Consider the following 25,034-nt stretch of genomic DNA (forward strand, 5'->3'; position numbering starts at 1 on the left):
CAATCGTGCCGATGTTAACGTGCGGCTTATTACGCTCAAACTTTTCCTTTGCCATGATGGCCTCCTTTTTCGGTAATGAAGGGAGCGCGTTAGCCGCGCTCCCTCAAATCTTCGCTTATGCGTATTTCGCCTGAATCTCGTCCGAGATGTTCTGCGGAACCGGATCGTAGTGATCGAACTGCATGGTGAACTGGGCACGGCCCGACGACATCGAACGCAGAGTGTTGATGTAGCCGAACATGTTGGCCAGCGGAACAAACGCGTCGATCGCGATTGCGTTGCCGCGCGGCTCTTGTCCAGACACCTGGCCCCGACGCGAGGTCAGGTCGCCGATGATACCGCCGGTGTATTCTTCCGGGGTGATCACTTCGACCTTCATGATCGGTTCCAGCAGTTTCGCGCCAGCTTTGCGCATGCCTTCACGCATACACATACGGGCCGCGATTTCGAACGCCAGAACGCTCGAGTCAACGTCGTGGAACTTACCGTCCAGCAGGGCAACCTTGAAGTCGATCACAGGGAAGCCAGCCAGTGGGCCGCTATCCATGACCGAGTTGATGCCTTTTTCAACACCCGGGATGTATTCCTTCGGAACAGCACCACCAACGATGCGGCTTTCAAACGAATAACCTTCGCCCGGCTCTGTCGGCTGGATCTCCAGCTTAACTTCGCCGAACTGACCCGAACCACCCGACTGTTTCTTGTGGGTGTAGGTGTGTTCTACCGGCATCGAGATGGTTTCACGGTATGCCACCTGAGGTGCACCGATGTTCGCCTCGACTTTGAATTCGCGCTTCAGACGGTCCACCAGGATGTCCAGGTGAAGTTCGCCCATGCCCTTCATGATGGTCTGACCGGATTCCAGGTCAGTTTCCACGCGGAAGGACGGGTCTTCGGCGGCCAGACGAGCCAGACCCTGGGACATCTTCTCTTGGTCGCCCTTGGTTTTGGGCTCAACCGCGATCTCGATCACCGGATCGGGGAAGGTCATGGTTTCCAGAACCACCGGATCCTTCGCGTCACACAGGGTGTCACCAGTGGTGGTGTCTTTCAGACCCGCCAGCGCGATGATGTCGCCTGCAAACGCTTCTTCGATCTCTTCCCGGTTGTTCGAGTGCATCATCATCATACGACCGATGCGCTCTTTCTTACCTTTGGTCGAGTTAAGGATCGAGTCACCCTTGTTCATGGTACCCGAGTAGATCCGAGTGAAGGTCAGCGAGCCAACAAAGGGGTCGTTCATGATTTTAAACGCCAGGCCCGAGAAGGCCATGTTGTCATCAGCACGACGTGCGATGTCACGAACTTCTTCTTCGTCGCCGGGTTTGAAGCCCATGTAATCAACAACGTCCAGCGGGCTGGGCAGATAGTCGATCACAGCGTTGAGCAGCGGCTGAACGCCTTTGTTCTTGAACGCCGAACCACCCAGAACCGGAACGAACGCGATTTCAAGGGTACCTTTACGCAGCAGGGCGCGCAGGGTCGGAATGTCGGGCTCATTGCCTTCCAGGTATTCCATCATCGCGTCGTCGTCCATTTCGACGGCCGCTTCGATCATCTTACCGCGCCATTCGTCAGCCATGTCTTTCAGGCTGTCACGGATCGGTGCTTTGACCCAGCTTGCGCCCAGGTCTTCGCCCTGCCACAGCCATTCTTCCATGGTCACCAGGTCGATCAGACCTTCCAGCTCGGTTTCGGCGCCGATCGGAATACCAACCGGAACAGCGCGTGCGCCGGTGCGGTCTTCAATCATTGCAACGCAGTTGAAGAAGTCAGCGCCGATCTTGTCCATCTTGTTGACGAACACCATCCGCGGAACCTTGTAGCGGTCAGCCTGACGCCACACGGTTTCGGTTTGGGGCTCAACACCAGCGTTTGCGTCCAGAACGCAGACTGCACCGTCGAGAACCGCCAGCGAACGTTCAACTTCGATGGTGAAGTCAACGTGGCCGGGGGTGTCGATGATGTTCAGGCGGTGCTTGGGCGAGTCAGCAGTTACACCGTCTTCGGTGCGTTCCCAGAACGTGGTGGTCGCAGCCGAAGTAATGGTGATGCCGCGTTCCTGCTCCTGTTCCATCCAGTCCATGGTGGCTGCACCATCGTGCACCTCACCGATGTTGTGGGATTTGCCGGTGTAAAACAGGATGCGTTCCGAGCAGGTGGTTTTACCTGCATCGATGTGCGCCATGATACCGAAGTTACGGTAATGTTCGAGTGTATATTCGCGTGCCATTTTGATAAGCCTCTGGAATTACCAACGGTAATGGCTAAAGGCTTTGTTCGCCTCGGCCATCTTGTGGGTGTCTTCGCGCTTTTTCACGGCAGTACCGCGGGACTGTACGGCGTCCAGCAGCTCGCCTGCAAGGCGCTCTTCCATGGTGTTTTCGTTACGGCCACGCGCAGCAGTAATCAGCCAACGGATGGCCAGTGCTTCGCGGCGCTCGGGGCGCACTTCGACCGGAACCTGATAGGTTGCACCACCAACCCGGCGCGAGCGAACCTCGACCGACGGTTTGATGTTGTCGAGCGCTTCGTGGAACACTTCGACAGGAGCGCGCTTGATCTTGCCTTCAACGCGATCAAAGGCGTTATAGACGATGCGCTCTGCGACCGACTTCTTGCCGTCGATCATCAGGTTGTTCATGAATTTGGTCAGTACCTTGTCGCCAAATTTGGCGTCAGGCAGGACTTCGCGTTTTTCGGCGGCGTGACGACGTGACATATCAGCCTCTCCTTCTTACTTGGGACGCTTCGCGCCGTATTTCGAACGGCGTTGTTTACGGTCTTTGACGCCCTGAGTATCCAGAACACCGCGCAGGATGTGGTAACGCACACCGGGAAGGTCTTTCACACGGCCGCCACGGATCAGAACAACCGAGTGTTCCTGCAGGTTGTGGCTTTCACCAGGGATGTACGAGATCACTTCGAACCCGTTGGTCAGGCGCACCTTGGCAACCTTACGCATAGCCGAGTTCGGCTTCTTCGGTGTGGTGGTATACACACGGGTGCAGACGCCGCGTTTCTGCGGGCACTGCTCCAGGTGCATGGACTTCGAGCGTTTTACTTTAGGCTGCCGCGGCTTGCGGATCAGCTGTTGGATCGTTGGCATTCCGGTTATATCCCCGTTTTGCAACACACATGACATGCACGCAGCTGCGTGCGGTTAAATTCGCTGCACTTATGCGTCCACAAGCGCAAAACCCGCGAGCGTTCCCATTCCGAGGTGAACGTCGCGGTTTGTTATCAGAGGGCGCGAACGGCAAAATTGTCCGGGCCTTGACCAGTTCATTACTGGAATCGGTTATGGGGCGGCCCCCGCACCGAGATGACGCGCGTAATAGGGGGAGTCGGCCCGAGTGTCAACAGCACATGCCAAACCAGCCGAATGGTGGCGTTTTATCAAGGCTTAACTGCGGTTTCCAGCATCTCTCGCCCGTTGCGGGCGAATGCCGAGATCGCCATAGTAGCGGTGAAACATTGCGACGGACAAAACATGCAAGTCATCGGCCTGTGCCGCTTTTCCTATCCCGCAATCGGCGGCTATCAGGTTGAACACGACACCGTCGAGGAAAGACGCCAGTATCTGTATAGCCCGGAACGCCTGGAAGAACGGTTTCGTCTGTTCGAAGCCACCACCCTGCCCTGCTTTCGGGAACAGACAGACGAAGACTTTGAGCTGTTCGTTCTGATCGGTGAGTGCCTTCCCAAGGCGTCGATGGACCGGCTCTATGATCTTACCTCGGGCATCAGGCAGATCCGTATTGTCAAACGCGCCCCGGCCCGGCACCGCCCTGTCGTAAAAGATGTTCTGAACAGCGCCCGCACTGACCCGGATCGGCCCTGCATTCAGTTCCGGCATGACGACGATGACGCCGTCTCGGTCGATTTTGTCGAACGGCTGCGCCTTGCCGCGGTCGACGCGAAGGGACTAATCCAGAGTAACCGTACAGTCGGACTGGATTTTAACAGCGGATTTCTGGCACGGTTCGGGCCGGAGGGCATTCGCGCCACGCAAGTGTTCAGATCCCTTTTAGGCGTCGGGCTTGGAATGTATATCGCCGGCGGCTGCAAACACACGATCATGAGTTTCACCCATCATAAAGTCGGTCGTTTCATGCCGGTGATCAGCTATCCCGACGCGCCCATGTGGGTGCGAACGCTGAATAATTTCAACGACTCACCCCACGCCCGCGCCAACAAAACCGAATTGCCCCCACTGACACCGGAACAAGAGGGTGAATTCATTGCGCGATTTGCCATTGAACAGGACAAGGTAAGGCGGGTTCACTCTGACGGCTGAGACTGTCGTTCCCGGAACAAGGTGAATAGACCCGCACCCACGACCAGAACAGCGCCCATCATCGTGATCGTATCTGGCCAATCGCCAAAAATGACCCAACCCAGACCCAATGCCCAGATCAGGCTTGAATACCGGAACGGTGCGATAAATCCGACGTCCCCTTCGCGCATGACCATGACGCTGCACAGATATCCCGTCAGCACAAAGACAGCTGCAGATGCCACCATCAGACCCGCGCCGATGGGAACTGGTTCCCATCCGGATACTGCCGTTGCAATCCCTGCGGCTACCGTAATGGACAACGAAGTCGCCAAGGTGACTGCCAATGAGGGAACGTGGCTGGACATGCGCCGCGTAATCAGATCGCGCGCGGTGACAGAAGCAACGGCAATCAGGGCGTATATCGCGTAAACACTGAACCCATCAGGCCCCGGCCTTACAATCAACAACATTCCGACGAAACCCATCCCGATCGCCAGAATGCGACGCCAGCCGATATGCTCACCAAAGAACAAAACGGCCCCCAGTGTCACAGTCAGAGGCAGGGCCTGCAGAACCGCCGTCACATTGGCCAGCGGCATGTGCAGAAGTGCTGTCAAAAAGAAGAAGGTAGCCGACAGCTCGGCGACGCAGCGTGCCGCGACAAGCCACTTGTCGTGACACGGGAAGTTCAAGTGCAATGCCCCCAGATGACGCGCCATCAGAAACACCAGAAACGTTGCTACAACGCCGCGGATCGCAACCATCTGAAACAGCGGCACCTCTGCCCCTGCAACTTTGATCAACGCGTCATTCAAGGTAAAGGCGGCCATGCTGCCCATCATCAGCATCGCGCCCTTCACATTTGGGGTCATAGTAGCAGAATCCAATACTCAAAAGAAACACGGATCATTGGCCGTAAGTCCTTGAGAGATGTCAATATGAACTACGGACCTGTCGGTCAGTTGGGGAAGATAACCAGAGTGTGGTCCATGCCTGCACAGGCCACGTTTATGCGTTGCGCGATTTCGGTCCAGTCCCCTCCGGCAAGACCTGCGCCAATCATCGGATAACCGATGCGGGATGTGGGATAGGTGTCTGCAATCGTCGAAAAACAACCCGAAATCGCATCGTAGTCCACAAGCGGCCCCGACCCGCCCCAATGAAATTGAGTATAGGCATTGACCACCACGAAATCAGTCATACCTCGCGTGATCCGCGCTGAAGAAATCGTACCAAGCTTTGAACGCGCCCCATACTCCGTCCGCTTGTCAGCTTCGAGCGCGTCGGGGAAGTGCGCCGCAATCACCCTGGCGATCCCGGCGCCCATCGCATGAAAGCAATTGCAGCCGTGGACGATGACATCGAATTCACCATCCAACGCAAGCTGTATCAAATCACCCTTGATGGTTGGCATCGTGCGTTCCTTGGGTATCTTTGCCGAGCTTGTTCGATTGTACCACGACCTTCGAACAAGAACACACCGGGGGCAAAAGAAAAGGCCCCGCGAAATCGCGGGGCCTGATCGTTTGGCTGTTAAGGCGCTTACTCGCGGCTTTCCGGAGTTTCCACCAGAACGTCCAGCTCGTCGCCAACCAGATCGTCGTCCATGACCGGTGCAGCCAGGGCAGCGGCCGCTTCGGCCTCTTCCCGGCGGGCTTCGATAACGACGTTATCGCGGCCTTGCGCAACCTGACGTACGGCCTGAGTCGCACCACCGGTACCGGCGGGGATCAGACGACCAACGATGACGTTCTCCTTCAGGCCAACCAGCTTGTCCTTCTTGCCCTGAACCGAAGCTTCGGTCAGCACGCGGGTGGTTTCCTGGAACGACGCCGCCGAGATGAACGAACGCGTCTGCAGCGAGGCTTTGGTGATCCCCAAGAGGATCGGTTCGCCCTGTGCCGGACGACCACCGCGGGCGATGGTCTTCTCATTGGCCGCGTCGAACTCCTGCTTGTCGACATGTTCGCCTTTCAGCAGGGTGGTGTCGCCTGAATCCAGGATCTCCCACTTCTGCAGCATCTGGCGCACGATGACCTCGATGTGCTTGTCGTTGATCTTCACGCCCTGCAGACGATAGACGTCCTGCACTTCGTCGATCATGTAATCCGCCAGCGCTTCGACACCCATGATGGACAGGATGTCATGCGGAGCCGGGTTACCGTCCATAAGGTATTCACCCTTCTGGATGAAGTCCCCTTCGGCGACCGGGATGTGCTTGCCCTTGGGCACCATGTACTCGATGGTCTCCATGGACTCGTCCGCCGGTTCGATGCTGATGCGGCGCTTGTTCTTGTAGTCGCGGCCAAAGCGCACGTAACCATCGGCTTCTGCGATGATCGCGTGATCTTTCGGACGACGGGCTTCGAACAGTTCGGCCACACGCGGCAGACCACCGGTGATGTCCTTGGTCTTGGCACCTTCACGCGGAATACGCGCGACAACTTCACCAGCTTCGATCTTCTGACCGTCTTCGACCGACAGAATCGCGTCCACAGACATCGGATAGTGAACCGGGTTGCCCGCATCGTTGCGGACCGGCTCGCCATCTTCACCGACCAGAATGATCTCGGGCTTGAGGTCGCTGCCTTTGGGGGCGGCGCGCCAGTCGATCACGATTTTCTGGGTCATACCGGTTGCATCGTCGGTCTCATCGCGGACAGCGATGCCCGAAACAAGATCAACGTATTTCGCAGTACCGGCTTTCTCGGCGATGATCGGCAGGGTGTAAGGATCCCATTCGAACAGCTTGTCGCCACGAGCGACGGATGCGCCATCCTTGACGAACAGCTTGGAACCATAGCCCAGTTTGTGGCTGGCACGCTCTTCGCCGTGCTCGTCCTTGATAACCAGCTTCATGTTCCGGCCCATCACCAGGCTTTCGCCTGCCGAGTTGACCAGAATCTGCGGGTTCTCGAAGGAAACGACACCGTCCTGGCTGGCTTCCTGGAACGACTGCTGACCACCCTGCGCAACACCACCAATGTGGAAGGTCCGCATTGTCAGCTGCGTACCCGGTTCACCGATGGACTGCGCGGCGATAATGCCAACAGCCTCGCCTGTGTTGACCATGGTACCGCGTGCAAGGTCACGACCGTAGCAGGTGGCGCAAACGCCTTCCTCAGACTCACAGGTCAGAGGTGAGCGGATGCGCATCGACGCAACACCGGCTTCATCAATGGTGTCAGCCATACGCTCGTCGATCAACTGACCTGCAGCGACCAGAACCTCGTCCGTGCCCGGACGCAGAACGTCATCGGCAGAGACACGGCCCAACACACGTTCGGCCAACGAAGCGACAACCTCACCGTCGTTCACGGCTGCTTCGGCAGTGATCGCACGCTCGGTGCCACAATCGATCTCACGAACGATACAGTCTTGCGCCACGTCCACCAGACGACGGGTCAGGTAACCCGAGTTCGCCGTCTTCAGAGCGGTATCCGACAGACCCTTACGGGCACCGTGGGTCGAGTTGAAGTACTCGAGAACGGTCAGGCCTTCTTTAAAGTTCGAGATGATCGGCGTCTCGATGATGTCACCGTTCGGTTTGGCCATCAGGCCGCGCATACCGCCCAGCTGTTTCATCTGAGTGACCGAGCCACGCGCACCCGAGTGGGCCATCATGTAGACCGAGTTCGGTTCTTGATCCGACCCGTCTTCGGCCTTGGCGACGTCCGAGATGGTGCTCATCATCGCCTCGGTGACGCGGTCGTTACACTTCGACCAGGCATCGACAACTTTGTTGTACTTTTCGCCCTGAGTGATCAGGCCGTCCATGTACTGCTGTTCAAAGTCCTTCACCTGACCGCGGGTGTCATCGACGATGCCCCACTTGTCATCCGGAATGACCATGTCGTCCTTACCGAACGAGATGCCCGCCTTGAACGCTTCTTTGAAGCCCATCGACATGATCTGGTCACAGAAGATGACCGACTCTTTCTGACCGCAGTAACGGTAGACGGTGTCGATGACCTGCTGCACCTCTTTCTTCCGCAGCAGGCGGTTGACCAGTTCGAACGGCGCCTTGTTGTTCATTGGCAGCAAGGCACCCAGACGCAGACGGCCCGGAGTTGTCTCGAAACGCTTCTGAACTTCGTTGCCTTCGTCGTCGATCTGCGTGATCCGCGCAGTGATCTTGGTGTGCAGGTGCACTTCGCCGGAATCCAGCGCGTGCTGAACTTCGTCGATCGAACCGAACACTTTGCCTTCGCCCGGCATGCCTTCGCGTTCCAGGGTCACATAGTACAGACCCAGGATCATATCCTGCGACGGAACGATGATAGGTGCGCCGTTTGCAGGCGACAGAACGTTGTTCGTCGACATCATCAGAACACGCGCTTCCAGCTGGGCCTCAAGGCTCAGTGGGACGTGAACGGCCATCTGGTCACCGTCGAAGTCGGCGTTAAAGGCCGAACAGACCAGCGGGTGCAGCTGGATCGCTTTACCTTCGATCAGGACCGGCTCGAACGCCTGAATGCCAAGACGGTGCAGCGTAGGCGCACGGTTCAGCATGACAGGGTGTTCGCGGATCACCTCGTCGAGGATATCCCACACTTCGGGACGCTCTTTCTCGACCAGTTTCTTCGCCTGTTTCACGGTCGAAGACAGACCCTTGGCTTCAAGGCGCGAGTAGATGAACGGCTTGAACAGCTCCAGCGCCATCTTCTTGGGCAGACCACACTGGTGCAACTTCAGTTCCGGACCGGTCACGATGACCGAACGGCCCGAGAAGTCGACGCGCTTACCCAAAAGGTTCTGACGGAAGCGACCCTGCTTACCTTTCAGCATGTCAGACAGCGATTTCAGCGGACGCTTGTTGGCGCCGGTGATCACGCGGCCACGACGGCCATTGTCGAACAGAGCGTCCACGGATTCCTGCAGCATCCGCTTTTCGTTACGGACGATGATGTCAGGCGCACGCAGTTCAATCAGACGCTTCAGACGGTTGTTCCGGTTGATGACGCGGCGATACAGGTCGTTCAGATCCGAAGTCGCAAAACGGCCACCATCCAGCGGAACCAGCGGACGCAGTTCCGGCGGAATGACCGGGATCACGGTCATCACCATCCACTCAGGCCGGTTGCCCGACTCGAGGAAGGATTCGACAACTTTCAGACGCTTGATGATCTTCTTGGGCTTCAGTTCACCGGTGGCTTCAGCCAGATCAGCGCGCAGCTGCTCGGCTTCGGCTTCCAAGTCAATCTGCGCCAGCATCTCACGGATGGCTTCGGCACCGATATTTGCGGTGAACGCGTCCATGCCATAGGCATCCTGTGCGTCCATGTACTCTTCTTCGGTCAGCATCTGGCCGTAGGTCAGGTCAGTCAGACCGGGCTCGATGACGACGTAGTTTTCAAAGTACAGAACGCGTTCCAGATCACGCAGAGTCATATCCAGCATCAGACCGATGCGGGACGGCAGCGATTTCAGGAACCAGATATGTGCGACGGGCGCGGCCAGTTCGATGTGGCCCATACGCTCACGGCGGACTTTCTGCAGGGTGACTTCCACACCGCATTTCTCGCAGACAACGCCGCGATACTTCATCCGCTTATATTTGCCGCACAGACATTCGTAATCTTTGATCGGGCCAAAGATACGCGCGCAGAACAGACCGTCACGCTCGGGTTTGAACGTCCGGTAGTTGATGGTTTCGGGCTTCTTGATCTCACCATAGGACCAAGACAGGATCCGTTCAGGGCTGGCCAGCGAAACCTTGATCTCGTCAAAGACTTTCGGCGGTGTCAGCGGGTTGAACGGGTTGTTGGTGATTTCCTGGTTCATTTTGATACCTCAAATTTTGCGGAAGGGGGGACGGGAGGAAGGGCCGAGGCCCTTACTCCTCAACCTCCGCATCCAGGAGTTCCATATTCAGGCCGAGGCCACGGACTTCTTTAACCAGAACGTTGAACGATTCCGGTACGCCCGCTTCAAAGTTATCCTCGCCCTTGACGATCGACTCATAGACCTTGGTCCGGCCGGCGACGTCATCCGATTTAACAGTTAGCATCTCCTGCAGGGTGTAGGCGGCGCCGTAAGCTTCCAGAGCCCAGACCTCCATCTCACCAAAGCGCTGACCACCGAACTGCGCCTTACCACCCAGCGGCTGCTGGGTAACCAGGCTGTACGGCCCAGTCGAACGCGCGTGGATTTTGTCGTCCACCAGGTGGTGCAGTTTCAGCAGGTACTTGATGCCCACGGTCACCGGACGTGCGAACTGCTCACCGGTTCGGCCGTCGAACAGGATCGACTGACCGCTTTCCGAGAAGCCCGCACGCACCAGTGCGTCGTTGACGTCAGCCTCTTTAGCACCGTCAAAGACTGGGGTCGCAATCGGAACACCACGGGTCACGTTGCCCGCGGCCTCGATCAGATGACCTTCGTCCATGCCGGCAATGCCTTCTTCATAGACATTTTCGCCATAGGCCAGCTTCATCGCTTCGCGAACCGGGGTCAGATCGCCGGACCGGCGGTATTCACCCAGTGCGTCGTCGATGTTCAGACCCAGACCGCGCGCGGCCCAACCCATGTGGGTTTCAAGGATCTGACCAACGTTCATACGCGAAGGCACACCCAACGGGTTCAGACAGAAGTCAACCGGTGTACCATCGGCCAGGAACGGCATGTCTTCCATTGGAACAACCTTGGAGATCACACCTTTGTTCCCGTGACGACCGGCCATCTTGTCGCCCGGCTGAAGCTTACGCTTCACGGCAATGAAGACTTTGACCATCTTCATCACGCCCGGCGGCAGGTCGTCGCCACGGCGGACTTTCTCGACCTTGTCCTCGAAACGGGCATCCAGAGCGCGCTTTTGCACTTCGTACTGCTCGTTCAGAGCTTCAACGATCTGTGCATCCCGCTCGTCTTCCAGCGCCAGCTGCCACCACTGACCACGGGTCAGCATTTCCAGCAGGTCCTCGGTGATTACCGATCCTGCCTTGACACCTTTCGGGCCTTTGACAGCGGTTTTACCCAGGATCAGACCTTGCAGGCGCGCATAGATGTTGCGGTCAAGGATCGCCAACTCGTCGTCCCGGTCACGGGCCAGGCGTTCGACTTCCTCACGCTCGATCTGCAGCGCACGCTCGTCTTTCTCGACGCCGTGACGATTGAAGACGCGGACTTCCACGACCGTACCGTAATCGCCCGGCTTAACGCGCAGCGAGGTGTCACGCACGTCAGATGCTTTTTCACCAAAGATGGCGCGCAGCAGCTTTTCTTCCGGGGTCATCGGGCTTTCGCCCTTCGGAGTGATCTTGCCGACCAGAATATCGCCCGGCTCAACATCCGCACCGATGTAAACGATGCCAGCCTCGTCGAGGTTACGCAGCGCTTCTTCACCGACGTTCGGAATGTCGCGGGTGATCTCTTCCGGACCCAGCTTTGTATCACGGGCGGCGACTTCGAATTCCTCGATATGGACCGAGGTAAAGACGTCGTCACGCGCGATACGTTCCGAGATCAGGATCGAGTCTTCGTAGTTGTAACCGTTCCACGGCATGAACGCGACGACGACGTTCTTACCCAGAGCCAGTTCACCGATATCGGTGGACGGGCCATCGGCAATCACTTCGCCTTTGCCAACCGTGTCACCCACTTTGACCAGCGGACGCTGGTTGATACAGGTGTTCTGGTTCGAACGCTGGAACTTGCGCAGACGATAGATGTCAACGCCAGCATCGCCCAGTTCCAGATCTTCAGTGGCGCGGATAACGATACGCTGGGCATCGACCTGGTCGATGATACCGGCGCGTTTCGCCTGAATCGCAGCACCCGAATCAATCGCAACCTTTTCCTCGATCCCGGTACCGACAAGTGGTGCCTCTGCACGCAACAGCGGAACCGCCTGACGTTGCATGTTCGAGCCCATCAGAGCGCGGTTGGCGTCGTCATTTTCAAGGAACGGGATCAGCGATGCAGCGACCGAAACCAACTGTTTCGGGCTCACGTCGATCAGGTCCACATTCTCGCGCGGGGCAAGAGTGTAGTCGCCCGACTGACGGGTCGAAACCAGATCGTTGATGAACTTGCCATCCGCATCCAGTGTCGCGTTCGCCTGCGCCACGGTGTGACGCATTTCCTCTGTCGCGGACATGTAATGAACCTCATCGGTCACCTCAGCGTCTTTGACGACGCGGTAGGGTGTTTCGATGAAGCCATACTTGTTCACGCGGGCAAAGGTAGCCAGCGAGTTGATCAGACCGATGTTCGGGCCTTCCGGCGTTTCAATCGGGCACATCCGGCCATAGTGGGTCGGGTGCACGTCGCGCACCTCAAAGCCCGCACGCTCACGTGTCAGACCACCGGGGCCAAGCGCCGAGAGACGGCGTTTGTGGGTGACTTCCGACAGCGGGTTGGTCTGGTCCATGAACTGCGACAACTGCGACGAGCCGAAGAATTCACGAACAGCAGCAGCAGCCGGTTTCGCGTTGATCAGGTCCTGCGGCATGACGGTGTCGATCTCGACCGACGACATACGCTCTTTGATCGCGCGCTCCATGCGCAGCAGGCCAACGCGGTACTGGTTTTCCATCAGTTCGCCGACAGAACGCACACGACGGTTGCCCAGGTGGTCGATGTCGTCGATGTCACCTTTGCCGTCACGCAGTTCGACCAGCGCCTTGATGCAGGCCACGATGTCTTCGCGGCGCAGGGTGCGCAGCGTATCCGGCGCATCCAGGGCCAGACGCATGTTCATCTTCACACGGCCAACCGCGGACAGGTCATAACGCTCGCTGTCGAAGAACAGTGTGTCAAACAGAGCCGAGGCCGCTTCGACGGTGGGCGGCTCGCCCGGACGCATGACGCGGTAGATGTCCATCAACGCGGTGTCGCGGCCCATGTTCTTGTCCTGCGCCATGGTATTGCGCATGTAGGGGCCGACATTGACGTTATCGATGTCCAGAACCGGAATATCGGTTACGCCTGCATCAATCAGCTCTTTGACAGTGCCGCCGATCAGATCGCCGTCCTTGTCGTATTCCAGCGTCAGTTCATCGCCGGCTTCGACATAGATCGCACCAGTTTCCTCGTTGATGATGTCCTTGGCGACAAACTTACCAACGATGTGATCGAACGGAACCAGCAGATTGGTGACAACGCCCTCGTCGATCAGTTTCTTGACCGCGCGCGGGGTGACTTTCTTGCCCGCTTCGGCAATCACTTCACCTGATTTTGCGTCAATCAGATCATAGGTCGGGCGGGTACCGCGTACACGCTCGGGGAAGAAGGGCGCAATCCAGCCTTTCTTCTTGTCCAGCTTGTAGGACACGGTGTTGTAATACGCGTCCATGATCGCTTCCTGATCCAGACCCAGCGCATAAAGCAGGGTGGTCACAGGCAGTTTGCGGCGACGGTCGATACGGGCGAACACGATGTCTTTGGCGTCGAACTCAAAGTCCAGCCAGCTGCCGCGATACGGGATGATGCGGCAGGCAAACAGCAGCTTGCCCGAAGAGTGGGTCTTGCCCTTGTCGTGGTCAAAGAACACACCAGGCGAACGGTGCATCTGGGACACGATCACACGCTCGGTGCCGTTCACGATGAACGTCCCGTTCGGCGTCATCAGGGGCATATCGCCCATGAACACGTCCTGTTCTTTGATGTCTTTAACCGATTTCGCGCCGGTGTCCTCATCGACATCAAACACGATCAGACGCAGAGTGACCTTCAGCGGCGCGCTGTAGGTCATGTCGCGCTGCATGCACTCTTCGACGTCATATTTGGGTTTTTCCAGATCGTATTTCACGAACTCCAGAACGGAGGTTTCGTTGAAATCCTTGATCGGGAAAACCGATTGGAACACGCCTTTGATGCCTTCGCCGTCAGTGGGCTGCTCTGCATCGCCGGAGCGCAGGAAAAGATCATAAGAAGATTTCTGGACCTCAATGAGGTTCGGCATCTCCAGCACTTCGCGGATTTTGCCGTAATATTTACGAAGACGTTTCTGGCCAAGGAACGTTTGAGCCATGTCAGATGTCACCTTTCGATGTTCTCAGCGGGCAAAGACACCGTCGGGCCCCGGCATCTTGCACATTCGAGACGACACGTCCGGATCAATTCATGGCCACCGTCCCGAAGGCAGCCTCCCGATCCAAGAACCGCGTCTTAGAAAACGCCCCACCCCATGAGGCCCTTTCTAAGACAGGTTCGGCTGGACCCGGATTTCTCCGGACCCAGCCAAATTTTTCGGTACATCAGCGATGCACCAGAGACTAAGCTTAGGCCAGCTCGACTTCGGCGCCAGCTGCTTCCAGCTTGCCTTTGATGTCTTCTGCTTCTGCTTTGTCCACGCCTTCTTTGATCTTGCCGCCGGCTTCGACCAGTTCCTTGGCTTCTTTCAGGCCCAGGCCGGTGATGCCGCGAACTTCTTTGATGACGTTGATTTTCGATGCGCCGGCGTTCTTCAGAACGACGTCGAATTCGGTTTTTTCTTCCTCAGCTGCGCCACCGGCGTCGCCACCGGCTGCCATGACAACTGCGCCGCCAGCTGCGGGCTCGATGCCATATTCGTCTTTGAGGATGGTTTTCAGTTCTTGTGCTTCCAGCAGGGTCAGACCCACGATGCTTTCTGCGAGTGCTTTCAGATCAGCCATTTTATCAGCTCTTTCCGTTTACAGTGTGTGTTCCAACGTCAGGGATTTTTCCCTACGCAGATCATTCAGTGCCAACCGCTTACGCAGCTTCCGCCTTCTCTTCGATGGTGGAAAGGATGCTTGCGATATTGCTTGCAGGTGCGCCAATTGCGCCAGCGATGTTCGAAGCAGGTGCGCCAAGCATGCCCGCGATAGTAGCAATAAGCTCCTCGCGCGAAGGCATTTTCGACACGGCTTCAACGCCGGCACGATCCAGAGCGTTCTCACCCATTGCACCGCCAAGAATTTCGAACTTTTGGTTCTCTTTAGCGTAGTCCTGGGCCACTTTGGCTGCTGCCACAGGGTCCTCGGAATAGGTCAGAACGGTCATCCCTGTCAGCAGGTCGGCCATGCTTTCACACGGCTTACCCTCAAGGGCGATTTTGGCGAGCCTGTTCTTGGCAACACGCACGGAGCCACCCGCGTCACGAGCACGTGCGCGAAGGTCCTGCATCTCGGCAACTGTCAGACCGGCGTAGTGCGAAACCACTACGACGCCAGAGCTTTCGAAGATTTGGCCGAGTTCCTCGACCACTTTCTCTTTCTGGGCTCTATCCACAGTTCTCTCCAAGTTTGGGGCGATATCTCACCCCGGCTCATATTTGCCGCAGCTTTCGCTCCGGCGTTCAGGTCCGTTGTTACGGGATTGGCCAAAATGCGCCCGAGGGTTGGACCCTCAGAATTCTTTGGTCTTACCCGTCTCAGGCAGGGAATTAAGGGGCCATATGGCACCACCCACCGTCTTGGACGAAACAAAATAAAGCGCACGACGAATCGCACGCTTTACTTCGTAGCCTTACTTAGGGCAGATACCGCCGGTTTCCAAGAGGTAAATTGCGGATTCTGCGGGTCCGCAACAGCATCTGTTGAAAACAGTTTTAACCTGCCCAGCGCTTAGCACAAACATAAGCGCCGAATTGCGGAAAACAACGCACAAATGCCCTATGGCGCGGTTTCTAGCACCGACTTTCCGTTGACACGGAAACCGCACTGCTATCCTGTCCGGGAACCGGAAATTGACACTCAGGACTTGGCCCGTTGGCTGGAATACTGCCCCTCACAGACGAAGAAGACGCCCGCGTCACCTTGTTTATCGAGGAGTTTTCAAACCGGTTCCTGAAAGAACCCATCCGACGCTATGAATGCGTTTACCGGTCGCACGCATTTGCACACTCGCGATCCGTCGTAATCCTGCATACCGCGGCGCAGGCTTTTGCGCTTAAGATCGACACTGAATCGCCAGACACAGATCGGTTGCGGAATGAATATGAGCTGCTCGTCGAACTGTATCGTTTTTTTGAGGGCAATGAGACTTCGCGCGTTGTCCGACCCGTTTACCTCTCGCCAGGTGGTGCTTTTCTGGTGACCGAATACATCAAACGGCCGACTGCCGTAGACTTGATCTATAACAGCAACGACGATGATCAGGTCGCCCAGGTGTACCGTCGCGCGGGGTCGTGGCTGAACGATCTCCACAGTCGTTTCCCGCCCACACGTTACCCTTTCCGACCCAAGTGGATGACGGACAGCTTGAAAGAACTGATAGCGGCCGTCCCCAACGAAATCGCGAACCAAAGCCGGGCTATGGTGAAAGTGATGCTCGACGAGGGGACCCGCCTTAAGGGCACCGAAGACCTGCGCGTGTTTTCACATGGCGATTTTCACGGACAGAACCTGATTGTGGGACAAGGGAAAACGATTGGTCTGGACTTTACCGAGGCCCGCGACAAGCTGGCGGTCTATGATATCGTCGACTTTCTGAAGTCGGATATTTTTCGGAGTGGCGGCGCATCAGACGTCGACCGATGCGGCGTCCTCAAAAGAAACAAAGACATGTTCTTTCGCCTCTACCGGCACCCCGTCAACGTCGAAATCCTGGATTATTGTATCCGCGGACGTCTGTTGAAAGACTGGCTTGCATTGTGGCGCGTCGACCACGACTGCAGCGAGTTTGAAAGAGATCGACGGCAAAGGCTGGGTGATCGCCTTCGGATCACGTTCCAACACCCTTGAAAGGGGATGGCGGTCCCGTCCGAATGACAGGATTGTGAGTGACATCGCGCAAATCTTAGTTGACCGAACCACCCTAAAAAACGTTATCCCGAACCGTATTCCGCGCGGCCTTTGTCACTTTAGGCCGACAGTAACCGCTGCACAGAAAGTAAGTCACTTATATGGTTCTCCGCAGTTTTTTTGCTCAGGACAGCTCCAGCCTGGTCGCCGTTTTCGTCCCGGATACGGCTGACGCGAATGATATCGCGGTCGGGGGCTCGATCATCAACAACTCGGACACACCGGACGGCACCATCTTTACCTATTCAGGCGGCACCGGAACCACCATCACATTGGATGATACCAGTGGCAGCCCTGACGTATTCGACGATGACCAGCCAACTGGCCACATCATCACAGATGGCGGCGGCATTGTAACAAACGGCACTCAGGTCGAATCCGAGTCCATGATCACGGTGCGCGCGCTGGATGACGATCTGAACCCGATCGGGCCAGAGATCACCATCTATGTTTTCTCGCAGAACGGGATTACCCAGGACGTCTGGGGATTTGCTACATCTGCTCCTTTGGACAGCGGAACGTCCTATGTCAAAACCGGCGGGTCGAATGCCGGGTCGTCGTCCTACGCCGACTATGTCACCTGTTTTGGACCAGGAACTCTGATCGAAACACCCGAAGGCGCAGTCGCGGTTCAGAACCTGAAAAAAGGCCAGCTTGTCTGGACCCGGGACGGCGGATTTCAACCGATCCTTTGGATTGGAACGACCGAGGTTCATGGCCATGGTCCATTTGCCCCGGTGGTGATCGAGGCGGGGGCCATCGGGAACACCAAAGAGCTTTTGGTGTCGCAACAGCATCGGATTCTGATTGGCTCTCCGGCCACTGACATGCTTTTTGGATCGTCCGAAGTGTTCGTGGCCGCCAAGCACCTGTGTGGCCTTCCCGGGATTTCAATCCGTCATACGGATCGCATCACCTACACCCATTTTATGTTCGACCGGCATCACATTGTCCGGTCCAACGGCGCACTGACGGAAAGCTACTACTTCGGTGACAATGCAAAATACGCGCTTTCGTCGCCGCAGCGATCGGAAATTCTTGCGCTATTCCCGTCGATCTTGGATGTCAGCGTTGCGTTTCAACACACCGCAGTCCCTACAATCAGCGCGCATGAGGCGGGTGTGCTGCGCGCCTATATTTAGCGTTTTGGCAAACAGTAATTTACGTACCCATCCCAAAACGATGCGGCTGTGAAATCAGCAATGGTTTAGAGCCGCCGCAGCAGCTCGTTCCGCATGTCCTCAGGAGCTGTTCGGATCACATTGCGAAGCCGACGGCGGGTGTATGCTTTTTCGCCGTTCGCCAACCTGCTCAACACCGTATGAAACTCTACAACAGGATGAAACACCCGACGCTCCTGCCCGTCGTCCCGCAGCGCTTCAAACAAATGCGGTGGGTTGGTGTTGAACGTTTCCGCGCCGACATGCGCTGGCACGACATCTTCCAACGCCGCGTAGCTGAACCCATGTTTGGCCACGACACCTGCAAGAATGCCTTCATCGTTCAACATTGCGTCGGGGAATCGTTTCAATTGCGCCAGTCGCAGTTCTCTCATGGCCTCAATCACTTCGCTCTGAACTGAAGTGAGGGGGAATATGCACCCCCACCTCGGGTCAATCCCAAAATGCTGCAACCCTCGGGAATATCGTTTGGGCTTTGCTGCCAAACCCAACTGTGCCGCCATCACCTGCGCCGGATGCGCAACCAACCTTTCGATTAAGGGTTCTACCGCCAAGGCGGGCAGAAATACGTCGGATTCGATCAACACATAACGGGAAAAACCGGGCATTGTGGCAGCCGCTACGTAGTAACACATGTCACCACAAAGCCAGCCCCAATTCTCTGGCAGTCCGGTCAAGCCCAGCGCGGCCAGGGCCTTTTCTTCCAGGCTTAACTTGGGATAAGGCGCACAATCCTCTGACCCCTCACGCTCATCAACAACAATGGCAACCTGCGCACCCGCGTCGGACAATTGCTTGGCCAGAAGACGGGGCAATACCCCAAATCCTTGAGTCCGAACAAGAAATAGAATGTCATTGAAATTGTCCAAAGTGACCTCGCTCTGCCAGATGACTGCGCTGGTCCCATTGGGAGATCGGAACCCTCACAATTGCAATCTCAGAACTTGGTGTCCGTTTCAATGCAAAGTTCAACGGTAACGTTGCACGAAAAAAAGGAAAACCCGGGCAGTTCGCACCACCCGGGTTCAATAATCTTAGACTGTAGGCTCGGGCTTACTCGCCCGACGCGGCAGCAACATCCAGTGTCACGCCCGGGCCCATGGTCGAGCTCAGCGCGATTTTCTTCATGTAGGTGCCTTTGGCGCCCGACGGCTTGGCCTTGGCGACAGCCGAGATGAAGGCACGGACGTTTTCGACCAGCTTTGCTTCGTCGAACGACGCTTTGCCAACACCGGCGTGAACTACGCCACCTTTTTCAGCTTTGAACTGAACTTCACCACCTTTGGCTGCTTCCACGGCCGCTTTCACGTCCATGGTCACAGTGCCAACTTTGGGGTTCGGCATCAGGTTGCGCGGGCCCAGAACTTTACCCAGACGGCCAACGATCGGCATCATGTCAGGGGTTGCAATGCAGCGATCGAATTCGATGGTGCCGCCCTGAATGGTTTCCATCAGGTCTTCTGCGCCAACGATATCTGCACCTGCTTCTTTCGCTTCGTCAGCCTTGGGGCCACGAGCAAATACAGCAACGCGCATCGCTTTACCGGTGCCGTTCGGCAGGCCAACAACGCCGCGAACCATCTGGTCTGCGTGACGGGTGTCAACGCCCAGGTTCAGAGCGATTTCGATGGTCTCGTCGAATTTCGAAGTTGCGTTGGCTTTGACCAGGGCAACTGCTTCGTCCACCGACAGGTTTTCCTTGCCAGCGACGGCTTCGCGCGCAGCGCGGGTACGTTTACCGAGTTTTGCCATCTTACTTCACCTCGATGCCCATAGAGCGGGCCGAGCCCAGGATGATCTGCATTGCGCCTTCGACGTCGTTGGCGTTCAGATCTTTCATTTTGGCTTCGGCGATTTCACGAACCTGCTTCGAGGTCACGGTTGCCACAGTCTCACGACCTGGGTTTTCCGCGCCACGGGGGCGGTTACGTTTGCCAACCGGCTTCAGACCAGCTGCTTTTTTCAGGTAGTAAGACGCGGGCGGCGTCTTGATGTCCATGGTGAAGGACTTGTCCTGATAGTAGGTGATCACGGTCGGGCACGGAGCGCCGGGCTCCATGTCTGCGGTCTTGGCGTTGAACGCCTTGCAGAATTCCATGATGTTGATGCCGCGCTGACCCAGCGCCGGACCAACTGGCGGCGACGGGTTCGCCTGACCTGCAGGAACCTGCAGTTTCATTGTACCAGCAAGCTTCTTGGCCATTTGGTTTTCCTTTCAACGTAGGTGAAACGCGTTCCACCCGGTTTATGTTGCGTGGTCCGATCCGGGATCGCGATCCCAGCAACCTCCCACGAGAGAATCTCGCCCGAAGACGATAGAGGCGGCATGTACAGTGGAACGCAGGGGTTGGCAAGTGGCTGACGCCCTATTCTTAGCCGCCTGATCGCGCCCTTGTCAGTTCACAGTGGCTGTTTCGAATTTCAGGACAGAACAACTTATTTGAATACAAAAGTTGCTTACGAGGCGCAGGCGAGTATCTTGTCAAAACTTGGTCATAAAAGAGGTGGTCAGGGATGGCATCATCTCGACTGAACAAGGGATTACTTATCGGTGTTATTTTTGTTTTGCTGCCTGGATGCGGCAGCAAGGCTCAGGATCAGGACACGACGCCCGATGCGGCAGCCCAAACAGACATTTCCGGCAGTGCTTCTTCGTCCGCGACGACAGGAATTGATCCCGCAACGTATGCCGGCCGGTTTCAAATCAAACTGACCAAAGAAGTCCCTCTGCGCGATATCCCCGTTCCCTTCACTGTCTATGGCGGCCTCGAGGAATCTAGTCCCACCCGCTTGCGATTGCGGGCCTTCATGGACCTGCGCGGATTGCAGGAAAAAGCACCGCAGATATTAACGGGCCCCTTGGAAGAAAGCTGCAAACGTCAGATTTATCTCGAGATCCGAGACGTCACCGCAATAAACGACACGGTAAAAGTCGAGGGGTCAGCTCGCGCACAGTTTACGAGGTGTACCCGACAGGAAGAACCCGGCATTCGTTATTTTGGGGCAACCGTGGATGCCGTTGCGGTCGCCAAAGCGAAAGTTGAGGGCCAGTGCCTTACATTCAGCATCGAAAGTGTTGACCTTAGCCCGCGCGGTTTCATCGGAGGCGTCAGCAATCTCTTCGGCCTGACCAATCGCATCAACGAGGCCGTACTGGAAAAAGGTGGAGAGTTTTTGGCCAGCCACCCCGTCTGCCCACCATTGCCCGAAGAATTCAGTGTGCTCGACCCGATTTATGAGTCCGGCGGCACACGCGAGATCGCACCCGGCGGGATGGGAGCTGCTGTTGTCGGATCGGCTGACGTCAGCGCGGAGACAATTGTCAATGTCCTCGGAGGGCTTAAGGAGCTTGGCGTATTGGAGTTTGCTGAATGAGACTTTGGTTAATTGTCCCGGTCTTAATGGCAGCCGTTCTGGGTGCCCGGCCCCCTTACGCACAACAGGTGGACTTTGTCATTGACGCGACATTGCCAGTTCGCGAGACGGAGTTACCCTACACGTTAAATCTGAACCTATCTGCCGTTGACACTACGCGGATCGGCGTTGGGGCGTTGCTCGATCTTCGGGAAATACAAAAAATTGTGCCGGAAAGACTGGCTAACAATGCGATAGTCGACAATTGCGGTCTGCAAGTCAGACTTGATGACTTGAGTTTTGAGGCCAAGGTCGATGCAATTGATCTAGACGGCGAAGTAACCATTACGATCTTCGAATGTAGCCGTACCGGGGAACGCGACTTTCAACGGGGCGAAGAAAAGAATGCTATTTTGGCAAGTATGTCCACCGAGGCGACTGTCGAAGTGCGCGATAACTGTGCCTACATCAAGCTAATTGATCTCACGCTTACCGCGCCAGAAGTGCAGCGTGAACAGGTCTTAGAAGACGACACACTCGATTCCGTTAAAGAGCTTATGCTGGCAGCTGTGGATCTTGTGCTCAAAGAAACCCCTTTGTGCCCGGAATTGCCTGCAGAACTTGCTTCACTCGATCCGGTGTATGAAAAAGGCGGCCCGCGCGAGATTGGAGAGGGCGGTTTTGGTGTCTTTCTGGACGGATCGGTTGATGTCAGCCCTTCTACGATTCTCGACATTTTGACAGTTCTTCAACAACAAGAACTGATTCCCGGCCGGCCGTAACCATCAGGTAGTTTCTCTGTCATAGAAGCAACCCACCCTTCAGCTTCCAGCTTTTGCCTTCCATGCCGCTCATGTCGTCGAGCGTGCCACCTCTGGCCTTCCCGCTCACATTCGGGAGTAAGCTAAAGTCCGCCAATCAATCGCTAAAAGAAATGGTTTCAAGCTTCGCAACGATGTCAAAGTCCGCGTTGCGTGATGAATGTGCTATACTTCCCGAATTCAGGTGTTTTGTTTTGGAGGTAAGTTATGTTTTTTCGTTGGATAGTCACGTTCGGCATCGCCCTGTCCTTTGCCGCGACAGCTCCCAAAGTGGCGAGAGCCGACGCTGGTGACTTCCTCGGCGGTGCTGTCGTTGGTGGGGTCCTAGGTTACGCGATCGGCCAGGACCAGCAGAAGAAAAAAGCCCAGAGAACAACGCGGTCAACTCGGACATACCGGCAGGGCATACCGTCGACTACGCAAGGTGCGCAAACCCAGACTGCGCTCAACTACTTCGGTTACAATGCCGGACGGGTTGATGGTCAGGTCGGTCGTGGCACCCGGTCAGCAATCGAACGTTACCAGGTTTCAATGGGCTACCCGATCAATGGCTATGATTTTCAGCCCTATCAGCGCGATTTCCTGATGCAGGCATACTATTGGGCGACAAGCGGCGGACAGGCGACAACTCAACTGTCCGGCCAGCCGCTTTTGTTGGCCTACCGTCAACACGTGCATAGCGGCACCGCTTTGGCTGCTGCTGCTCAGCCCCCGGCACCTGCTCCTGCTGCCCCCGTCGCAACCTCGCAAGAGGCCGAACCCGCGACGGACGTTGCCGAAGCCCCATCCGCAACCCTGCCTACGTTATTCTCTGGCGGCACGGCAGGCCCGTCGCTCGCCAATCGCTGCAGTGCGGTGATGCTTCAAACCTCGACCAACGGCGGCTACACGACTTTGGCCAATATGTCTGATCCCAGTTTTGCACTCAGCGAACAGTTCTGCCTTGCCCGCAGTTATGCGATGTCCCGCGGAGAGGACCTGATGCAGGACATCCAAGGACTGACACCGGATCAAATCGCAGCTCAATGCGACTCGTTTGGTGAAATGCTGGCTCCGCAGGTTGTTTCGCTGTCCCTAACTTCCAAAACGGACGCGGAAACTCAGATGCGCAAGCTTGCACTGGATTCCGGGCTGAGCCCCGAAGATCTTGCGGCGACAAGCAAAGTCTGTCTGGCGATGGGTTACCTTCAAGACAACATGGATGCGGCCGTTGGATCGGCATTGATGCTGGTCGCAATGGGTGAACCTGCTTACGGAGAACTGATTGGCCACCATCTGCGCGAAGGCTTCGGTGTTCAGGAACGCCGCGATCTTGCGATGCAGTGGTACGATGCAAGCCTGACCGCGCTGGATGCCGGATCGCAGGCAGTTTTCTTACCGTCCCAATCAGACCGCCCGCAACTCCTGCGCGCAGCTATGGTACAGGCACAATAAGTCGCTAAAAAAGCTACGATGACAGCGGAACAACAAAAAACGCCGCGTGGTCTATGACACGCGGCGTTTCAAATTTAGCAGCAAAGCTCTTTAGCTCTGCTTCGTAACCTGAGTGAAGTCCAGTTCGACCGGGGTTTCGCGGCCAAAGATCGAGACCGAGACCTTCAGCTTCTGCGCCTCGTCGTCTACGCCTTCGACCATACCGTCGAAATCCTCGAACGGGCCGTCGTTGACCTTGACCTTCTCGCCCACCTCGAAGCTGATCATCAGCTTGGGTGCTTCTTCGCCTTCCTGAACGCGGTTGAGGATCTGGTTCACCTCGGCATCGCGCATCGGCATCGGGCGACCCTGAGGGCCCAGAAAGCCGGTAACGCGGTTGATCGAGTTGATCAGGTGATAGCCCTGATCCGACATTTCCATGTGCACCAGCACGTAACCGGGCATGAAGCGACGTTCCGTCGTGACCTTCTTGCCTCGGCGTACTTCGATCACTTCTTCAGTGGGCACCAGTACTTCGTCGATATCGTCCTCAAGGCCCTGTTCAGCCACGGACGTGCGGATCTGCTCTGCGATCTTCTTTTCGAAGTTCGAAAGAACGCTGACCGAGTACCACCGTTTCGCCATGAACCTGTCGTCCTTGTTTGCCTTCGGAGCGTCCTGTTTGCCGGACACATCCGTCATTGAAAATCTGTCACGTCACCCGGAATAAAAAGCGGCGCACAGCCCGAATCGCCGTACGCCCGTTCCGAATAGTACCGTGTCAACTACTCTGACATCGCGTGCTGTGCAAGGGGGCAGTCGCGTTTCCGCACCGCCCCGAACCCGGTTAGCCGAACGCGCCCAGGATCACCTGCAGCCCGCCGCGAATGCCCAGATCGACCAACGCAAAGAACACAGCAGTCAGCGCTGCCATGATGAACACCATGACCGTGGTCAGCAGAACCTCGCGCCGGGTCGGCCAGACGACCTTGGAAACTTCGGCACGGACTTGCTGAATGAACTGGATCGGATTCATAGTTGCCATTTGGCTTGGTTCTCTCTGCTAGCGGATGGGCCGGACATAACCGGGCATTGCGGCAATTTCAAGGGCGCTCAGGGCTTGGGCTTATCATCCCATTCATCGCTCAGGATGCGCCGGGCGTCTCCTTCTGGATCTTCATACTGATTTGACCGAACCGTGTAGATAAACGCCACAAGGCCAACCCCGCCCAAAAACAGGGAAATCGGTATAAGATAGGCCAGAACTTCCATA

General features: G+C 56.6%; 21 protein-coding genes. 6 read left to right on the forward strand and 15 right to left on the reverse strand.

The features are described 5' to 3' along the window. Nucleotides 1–115 precede the first annotated feature (115 nt). Genes fusA through rpsL form a run of 3 tightly spaced genes read right to left on the reverse strand, consistent with a single transcriptional unit; the run spans nucleotide 116 to nucleotide 3,109 of the window. Nucleotides 116–2,233 carry an elongation factor G gene (fusA, locus tag GOW92_RS18750; RefSeq protein ID WP_170563265.1) on the reverse strand — a complete coding sequence of 706 codons (2,118 nt, stop codon included), beginning with the start codon at nucleotides 2,231–2,233 and terminating at the stop codon, nucleotides 116–118. Between the two features lie 18 nt (nucleotides 2,234–2,251). After that, on the reverse strand, nucleotides 2,252–2,722 hold the full coding sequence (gene rpsG / locus GOW92_RS18755) for a 30S ribosomal protein S7 (protein ID WP_008756926.1): 471 nt from the start codon (nucleotides 2,720–2,722) through the stop codon (nucleotides 2,252–2,254). A gap of 15 nt (nucleotides 2,723–2,737) precedes the next feature. Further along, nucleotides 2,738–3,109, reverse strand: a complete 372-nt coding sequence (gene rpsL, locus GOW92_RS18760) for a 30S ribosomal protein S12 (RefSeq protein WP_005621086.1) — start codon at nucleotides 3,107–3,109, stop codon at nucleotides 2,738–2,740. Nucleotides 3,110–3,493: 384 nt separating this feature from the next. Between rpsL and GOW92_RS18765 the strand changes: the two genes are divergently transcribed. Next, nucleotides 3,494–4,300: a putative rhamnosyl transferase gene (locus tag GOW92_RS18765; RefSeq protein ID WP_170563758.1), complete on the forward strand. Its 807-nt coding sequence runs from the start codon at nucleotides 3,494–3,496 to the stop codon at nucleotides 4,298–4,300. On the opposite strand, the gene GOW92_RS18770 is transcribed toward GOW92_RS18765, so the two are convergent. The 6 genes from GOW92_RS18770 to rplJ all read right to left on the reverse strand — a co-directional run bounded on the left by GOW92_RS18770 (nucleotide 4,285) and on the right by rplJ (nucleotide 15,478). Then, nucleotides 4,285–5,154: a DMT family transporter gene (locus GOW92_RS18770; protein WP_170563268.1), complete on the reverse strand. Its 870-nt coding sequence runs from the start codon at nucleotides 5,152–5,154 to the stop codon at nucleotides 4,285–4,287. The two genes, GOW92_RS18765 and GOW92_RS18770, sit on opposite strands and share 16 nt — an antisense overlap. 86 nt (nucleotides 5,155–5,240) lie before the next feature. Then, nucleotides 5,241–5,696, reverse strand: a complete 456-nt coding sequence (locus GOW92_RS18775) for a macro domain-containing protein (RefSeq protein WP_170563271.1) — start codon at nucleotides 5,694–5,696, stop codon at nucleotides 5,241–5,243. A 128-nt stretch (nucleotides 5,697–5,824) separates the two neighbouring features. Beyond that, nucleotides 5,825–10,066, reverse strand: a complete 4,242-nt coding sequence (rpoC, locus tag GOW92_RS18780) for a DNA-directed RNA polymerase subunit beta' (RefSeq protein ID WP_170563274.1) — start codon at nucleotides 10,064–10,066, stop codon at nucleotides 5,825–5,827. Between the two features lie 52 nt (nucleotides 10,067–10,118). Beyond that, nucleotides 10,119–14,255 carry a DNA-directed RNA polymerase subunit beta gene (rpoB, locus tag GOW92_RS18785; RefSeq protein WP_170563277.1) on the reverse strand — a complete coding sequence of 1,379 codons (4,137 nt, stop codon included), beginning with the start codon at nucleotides 14,253–14,255 and terminating at the stop codon, nucleotides 10,119–10,121. A gap of 250 nt (nucleotides 14,256–14,505) precedes the next feature. Beyond that, a complete protein-coding gene (rplL, locus tag GOW92_RS18790) occupies nucleotides 14,506–14,880 on the reverse strand; it encodes a 50S ribosomal protein L7/L12 (RefSeq protein ID WP_008559766.1) in 375 nt (124 codons plus the stop codon). Nucleotides 14,881–14,959: 79 nt separating this feature from the next. After that, a complete protein-coding gene (gene rplJ, locus GOW92_RS18795; RefSeq protein WP_058279825.1) occupies nucleotides 14,960–15,478 on the reverse strand; it encodes a 50S ribosomal protein L10 in 519 nt (172 codons plus the stop codon). A gap of 479 nt (nucleotides 15,479–15,957) precedes the next feature. Between rplJ and GOW92_RS18800 the strand changes: the two genes are divergently transcribed. Beyond that, nucleotides 15,958–16,932, forward strand: a complete 975-nt coding sequence (locus GOW92_RS18800) for a phosphotransferase (RefSeq protein WP_170563280.1) — start codon at nucleotides 15,958–15,960, stop codon at nucleotides 16,930–16,932. 161 nt (nucleotides 16,933–17,093) lie between these two features. Beyond that, nucleotides 17,094–18,134 carry a Hint domain-containing protein gene (locus GOW92_RS18805; RefSeq protein ID WP_170563283.1) on the forward strand — a complete coding sequence of 347 codons (1,041 nt, stop codon included), beginning with the start codon at nucleotides 17,094–17,096 and terminating at the stop codon, nucleotides 18,132–18,134. A gap of 65 nt (nucleotides 18,135–18,199) precedes the next feature. On the opposite strand, the gene GOW92_RS18810 is transcribed toward GOW92_RS18805, so the two are convergent. The 3 genes from GOW92_RS18810 to rplK all read right to left on the reverse strand — a co-directional run bounded on the left by GOW92_RS18810 (nucleotide 18,200) and on the right by rplK (nucleotide 20,376). Beyond that, complete coding sequence (locus GOW92_RS18810; RefSeq protein ID WP_170563286.1) at nucleotides 18,200–18,988, reverse strand: hypothetical protein; 789 nt, start codon at nucleotides 18,986–18,988, stop codon at nucleotides 18,200–18,202. A gap of 238 nt (nucleotides 18,989–19,226) precedes the next feature. Continuing rightward, on the reverse strand, nucleotides 19,227–19,925 hold the full coding sequence (rplA, locus tag GOW92_RS18815) for a 50S ribosomal protein L1 (protein WP_170563288.1): 699 nt from the start codon (nucleotides 19,923–19,925) through the stop codon (nucleotides 19,227–19,229). Nucleotide 19,926: 1 nt separating this feature from the next. Beyond that, the gene (gene rplK, locus GOW92_RS18820) at nucleotides 19,927–20,376 is read right to left on the reverse strand and encodes a 50S ribosomal protein L11 (RefSeq protein WP_010440985.1); all 450 of its coding nucleotides are present in this window, start codon (nucleotides 20,374–20,376) and stop codon (nucleotides 19,927–19,929) included. A 311-nt stretch (nucleotides 20,377–20,687) separates the two neighbouring features. Here rplK and GOW92_RS18825 point away from each other — a divergent pair, with 311 nt between their 5' ends. From GOW92_RS18825 to GOW92_RS18835, 3 genes are all read left to right on the forward strand, one after another. Further along, nucleotides 20,688–21,548, forward strand: coding sequence for a hypothetical protein (locus GOW92_RS18825; RefSeq protein WP_170563291.1), 861 nt, complete (start codon nucleotides 20,688–20,690; stop codon nucleotides 21,546–21,548). Continuing rightward, nucleotides 21,545–22,309, forward strand: coding sequence for a hypothetical protein (locus GOW92_RS18830; RefSeq protein WP_170563293.1), 765 nt, complete (start codon nucleotides 21,545–21,547; stop codon nucleotides 22,307–22,309). Before GOW92_RS18825 ends, GOW92_RS18830 begins: the two co-directional genes overlap by 4 nt. A gap of 246 nt (nucleotides 22,310–22,555) precedes the next feature. Then, nucleotides 22,556–23,782: a peptidoglycan-binding domain-containing protein gene (locus GOW92_RS18835; RefSeq protein ID WP_170563295.1), complete on the forward strand. Its 1,227-nt coding sequence runs from the start codon at nucleotides 22,556–22,558 to the stop codon at nucleotides 23,780–23,782. Nucleotides 23,783–23,872: 90 nt separating this feature from the next. Here GOW92_RS18835 and nusG read toward each other — a convergent pair whose 3' ends face one another. The 3 genes from nusG to ccoS all read right to left on the reverse strand — a co-directional run bounded on the left by nusG (nucleotide 23,873) and on the right by ccoS (nucleotide 25,033). Continuing rightward, nucleotides 23,873–24,406: a transcription termination/antitermination protein NusG gene (nusG, locus tag GOW92_RS18840; RefSeq protein WP_008758130.1), complete on the reverse strand. Its 534-nt coding sequence runs from the start codon at nucleotides 24,404–24,406 to the stop codon at nucleotides 23,873–23,875. A 202-nt stretch (nucleotides 24,407–24,608) separates the two neighbouring features. Next, nucleotides 24,609–24,806: a preprotein translocase subunit SecE gene (secE, locus tag GOW92_RS18845; protein WP_170563297.1), complete on the reverse strand. Its 198-nt coding sequence runs from the start codon at nucleotides 24,804–24,806 to the stop codon at nucleotides 24,609–24,611. Between the two features lie 68 nt (nucleotides 24,807–24,874). Then, nucleotides 24,875–25,033: a cbb3-type cytochrome oxidase assembly protein CcoS gene (gene ccoS, locus GOW92_RS18850; protein ID WP_170417043.1), complete on the reverse strand. Its 159-nt coding sequence runs from the start codon at nucleotides 25,031–25,033 to the stop codon at nucleotides 24,875–24,877. Between the last annotated feature and the right edge of the window lies 1 nt (nucleotide 25,034).

It is taken from the genome of Ruegeria atlantica (assembly GCF_013032505.1).
GTDB lineage: Bacteria > Pseudomonadota > Alphaproteobacteria > Rhodobacterales > Rhodobacteraceae > Ruegeria > Ruegeria atlantica_F.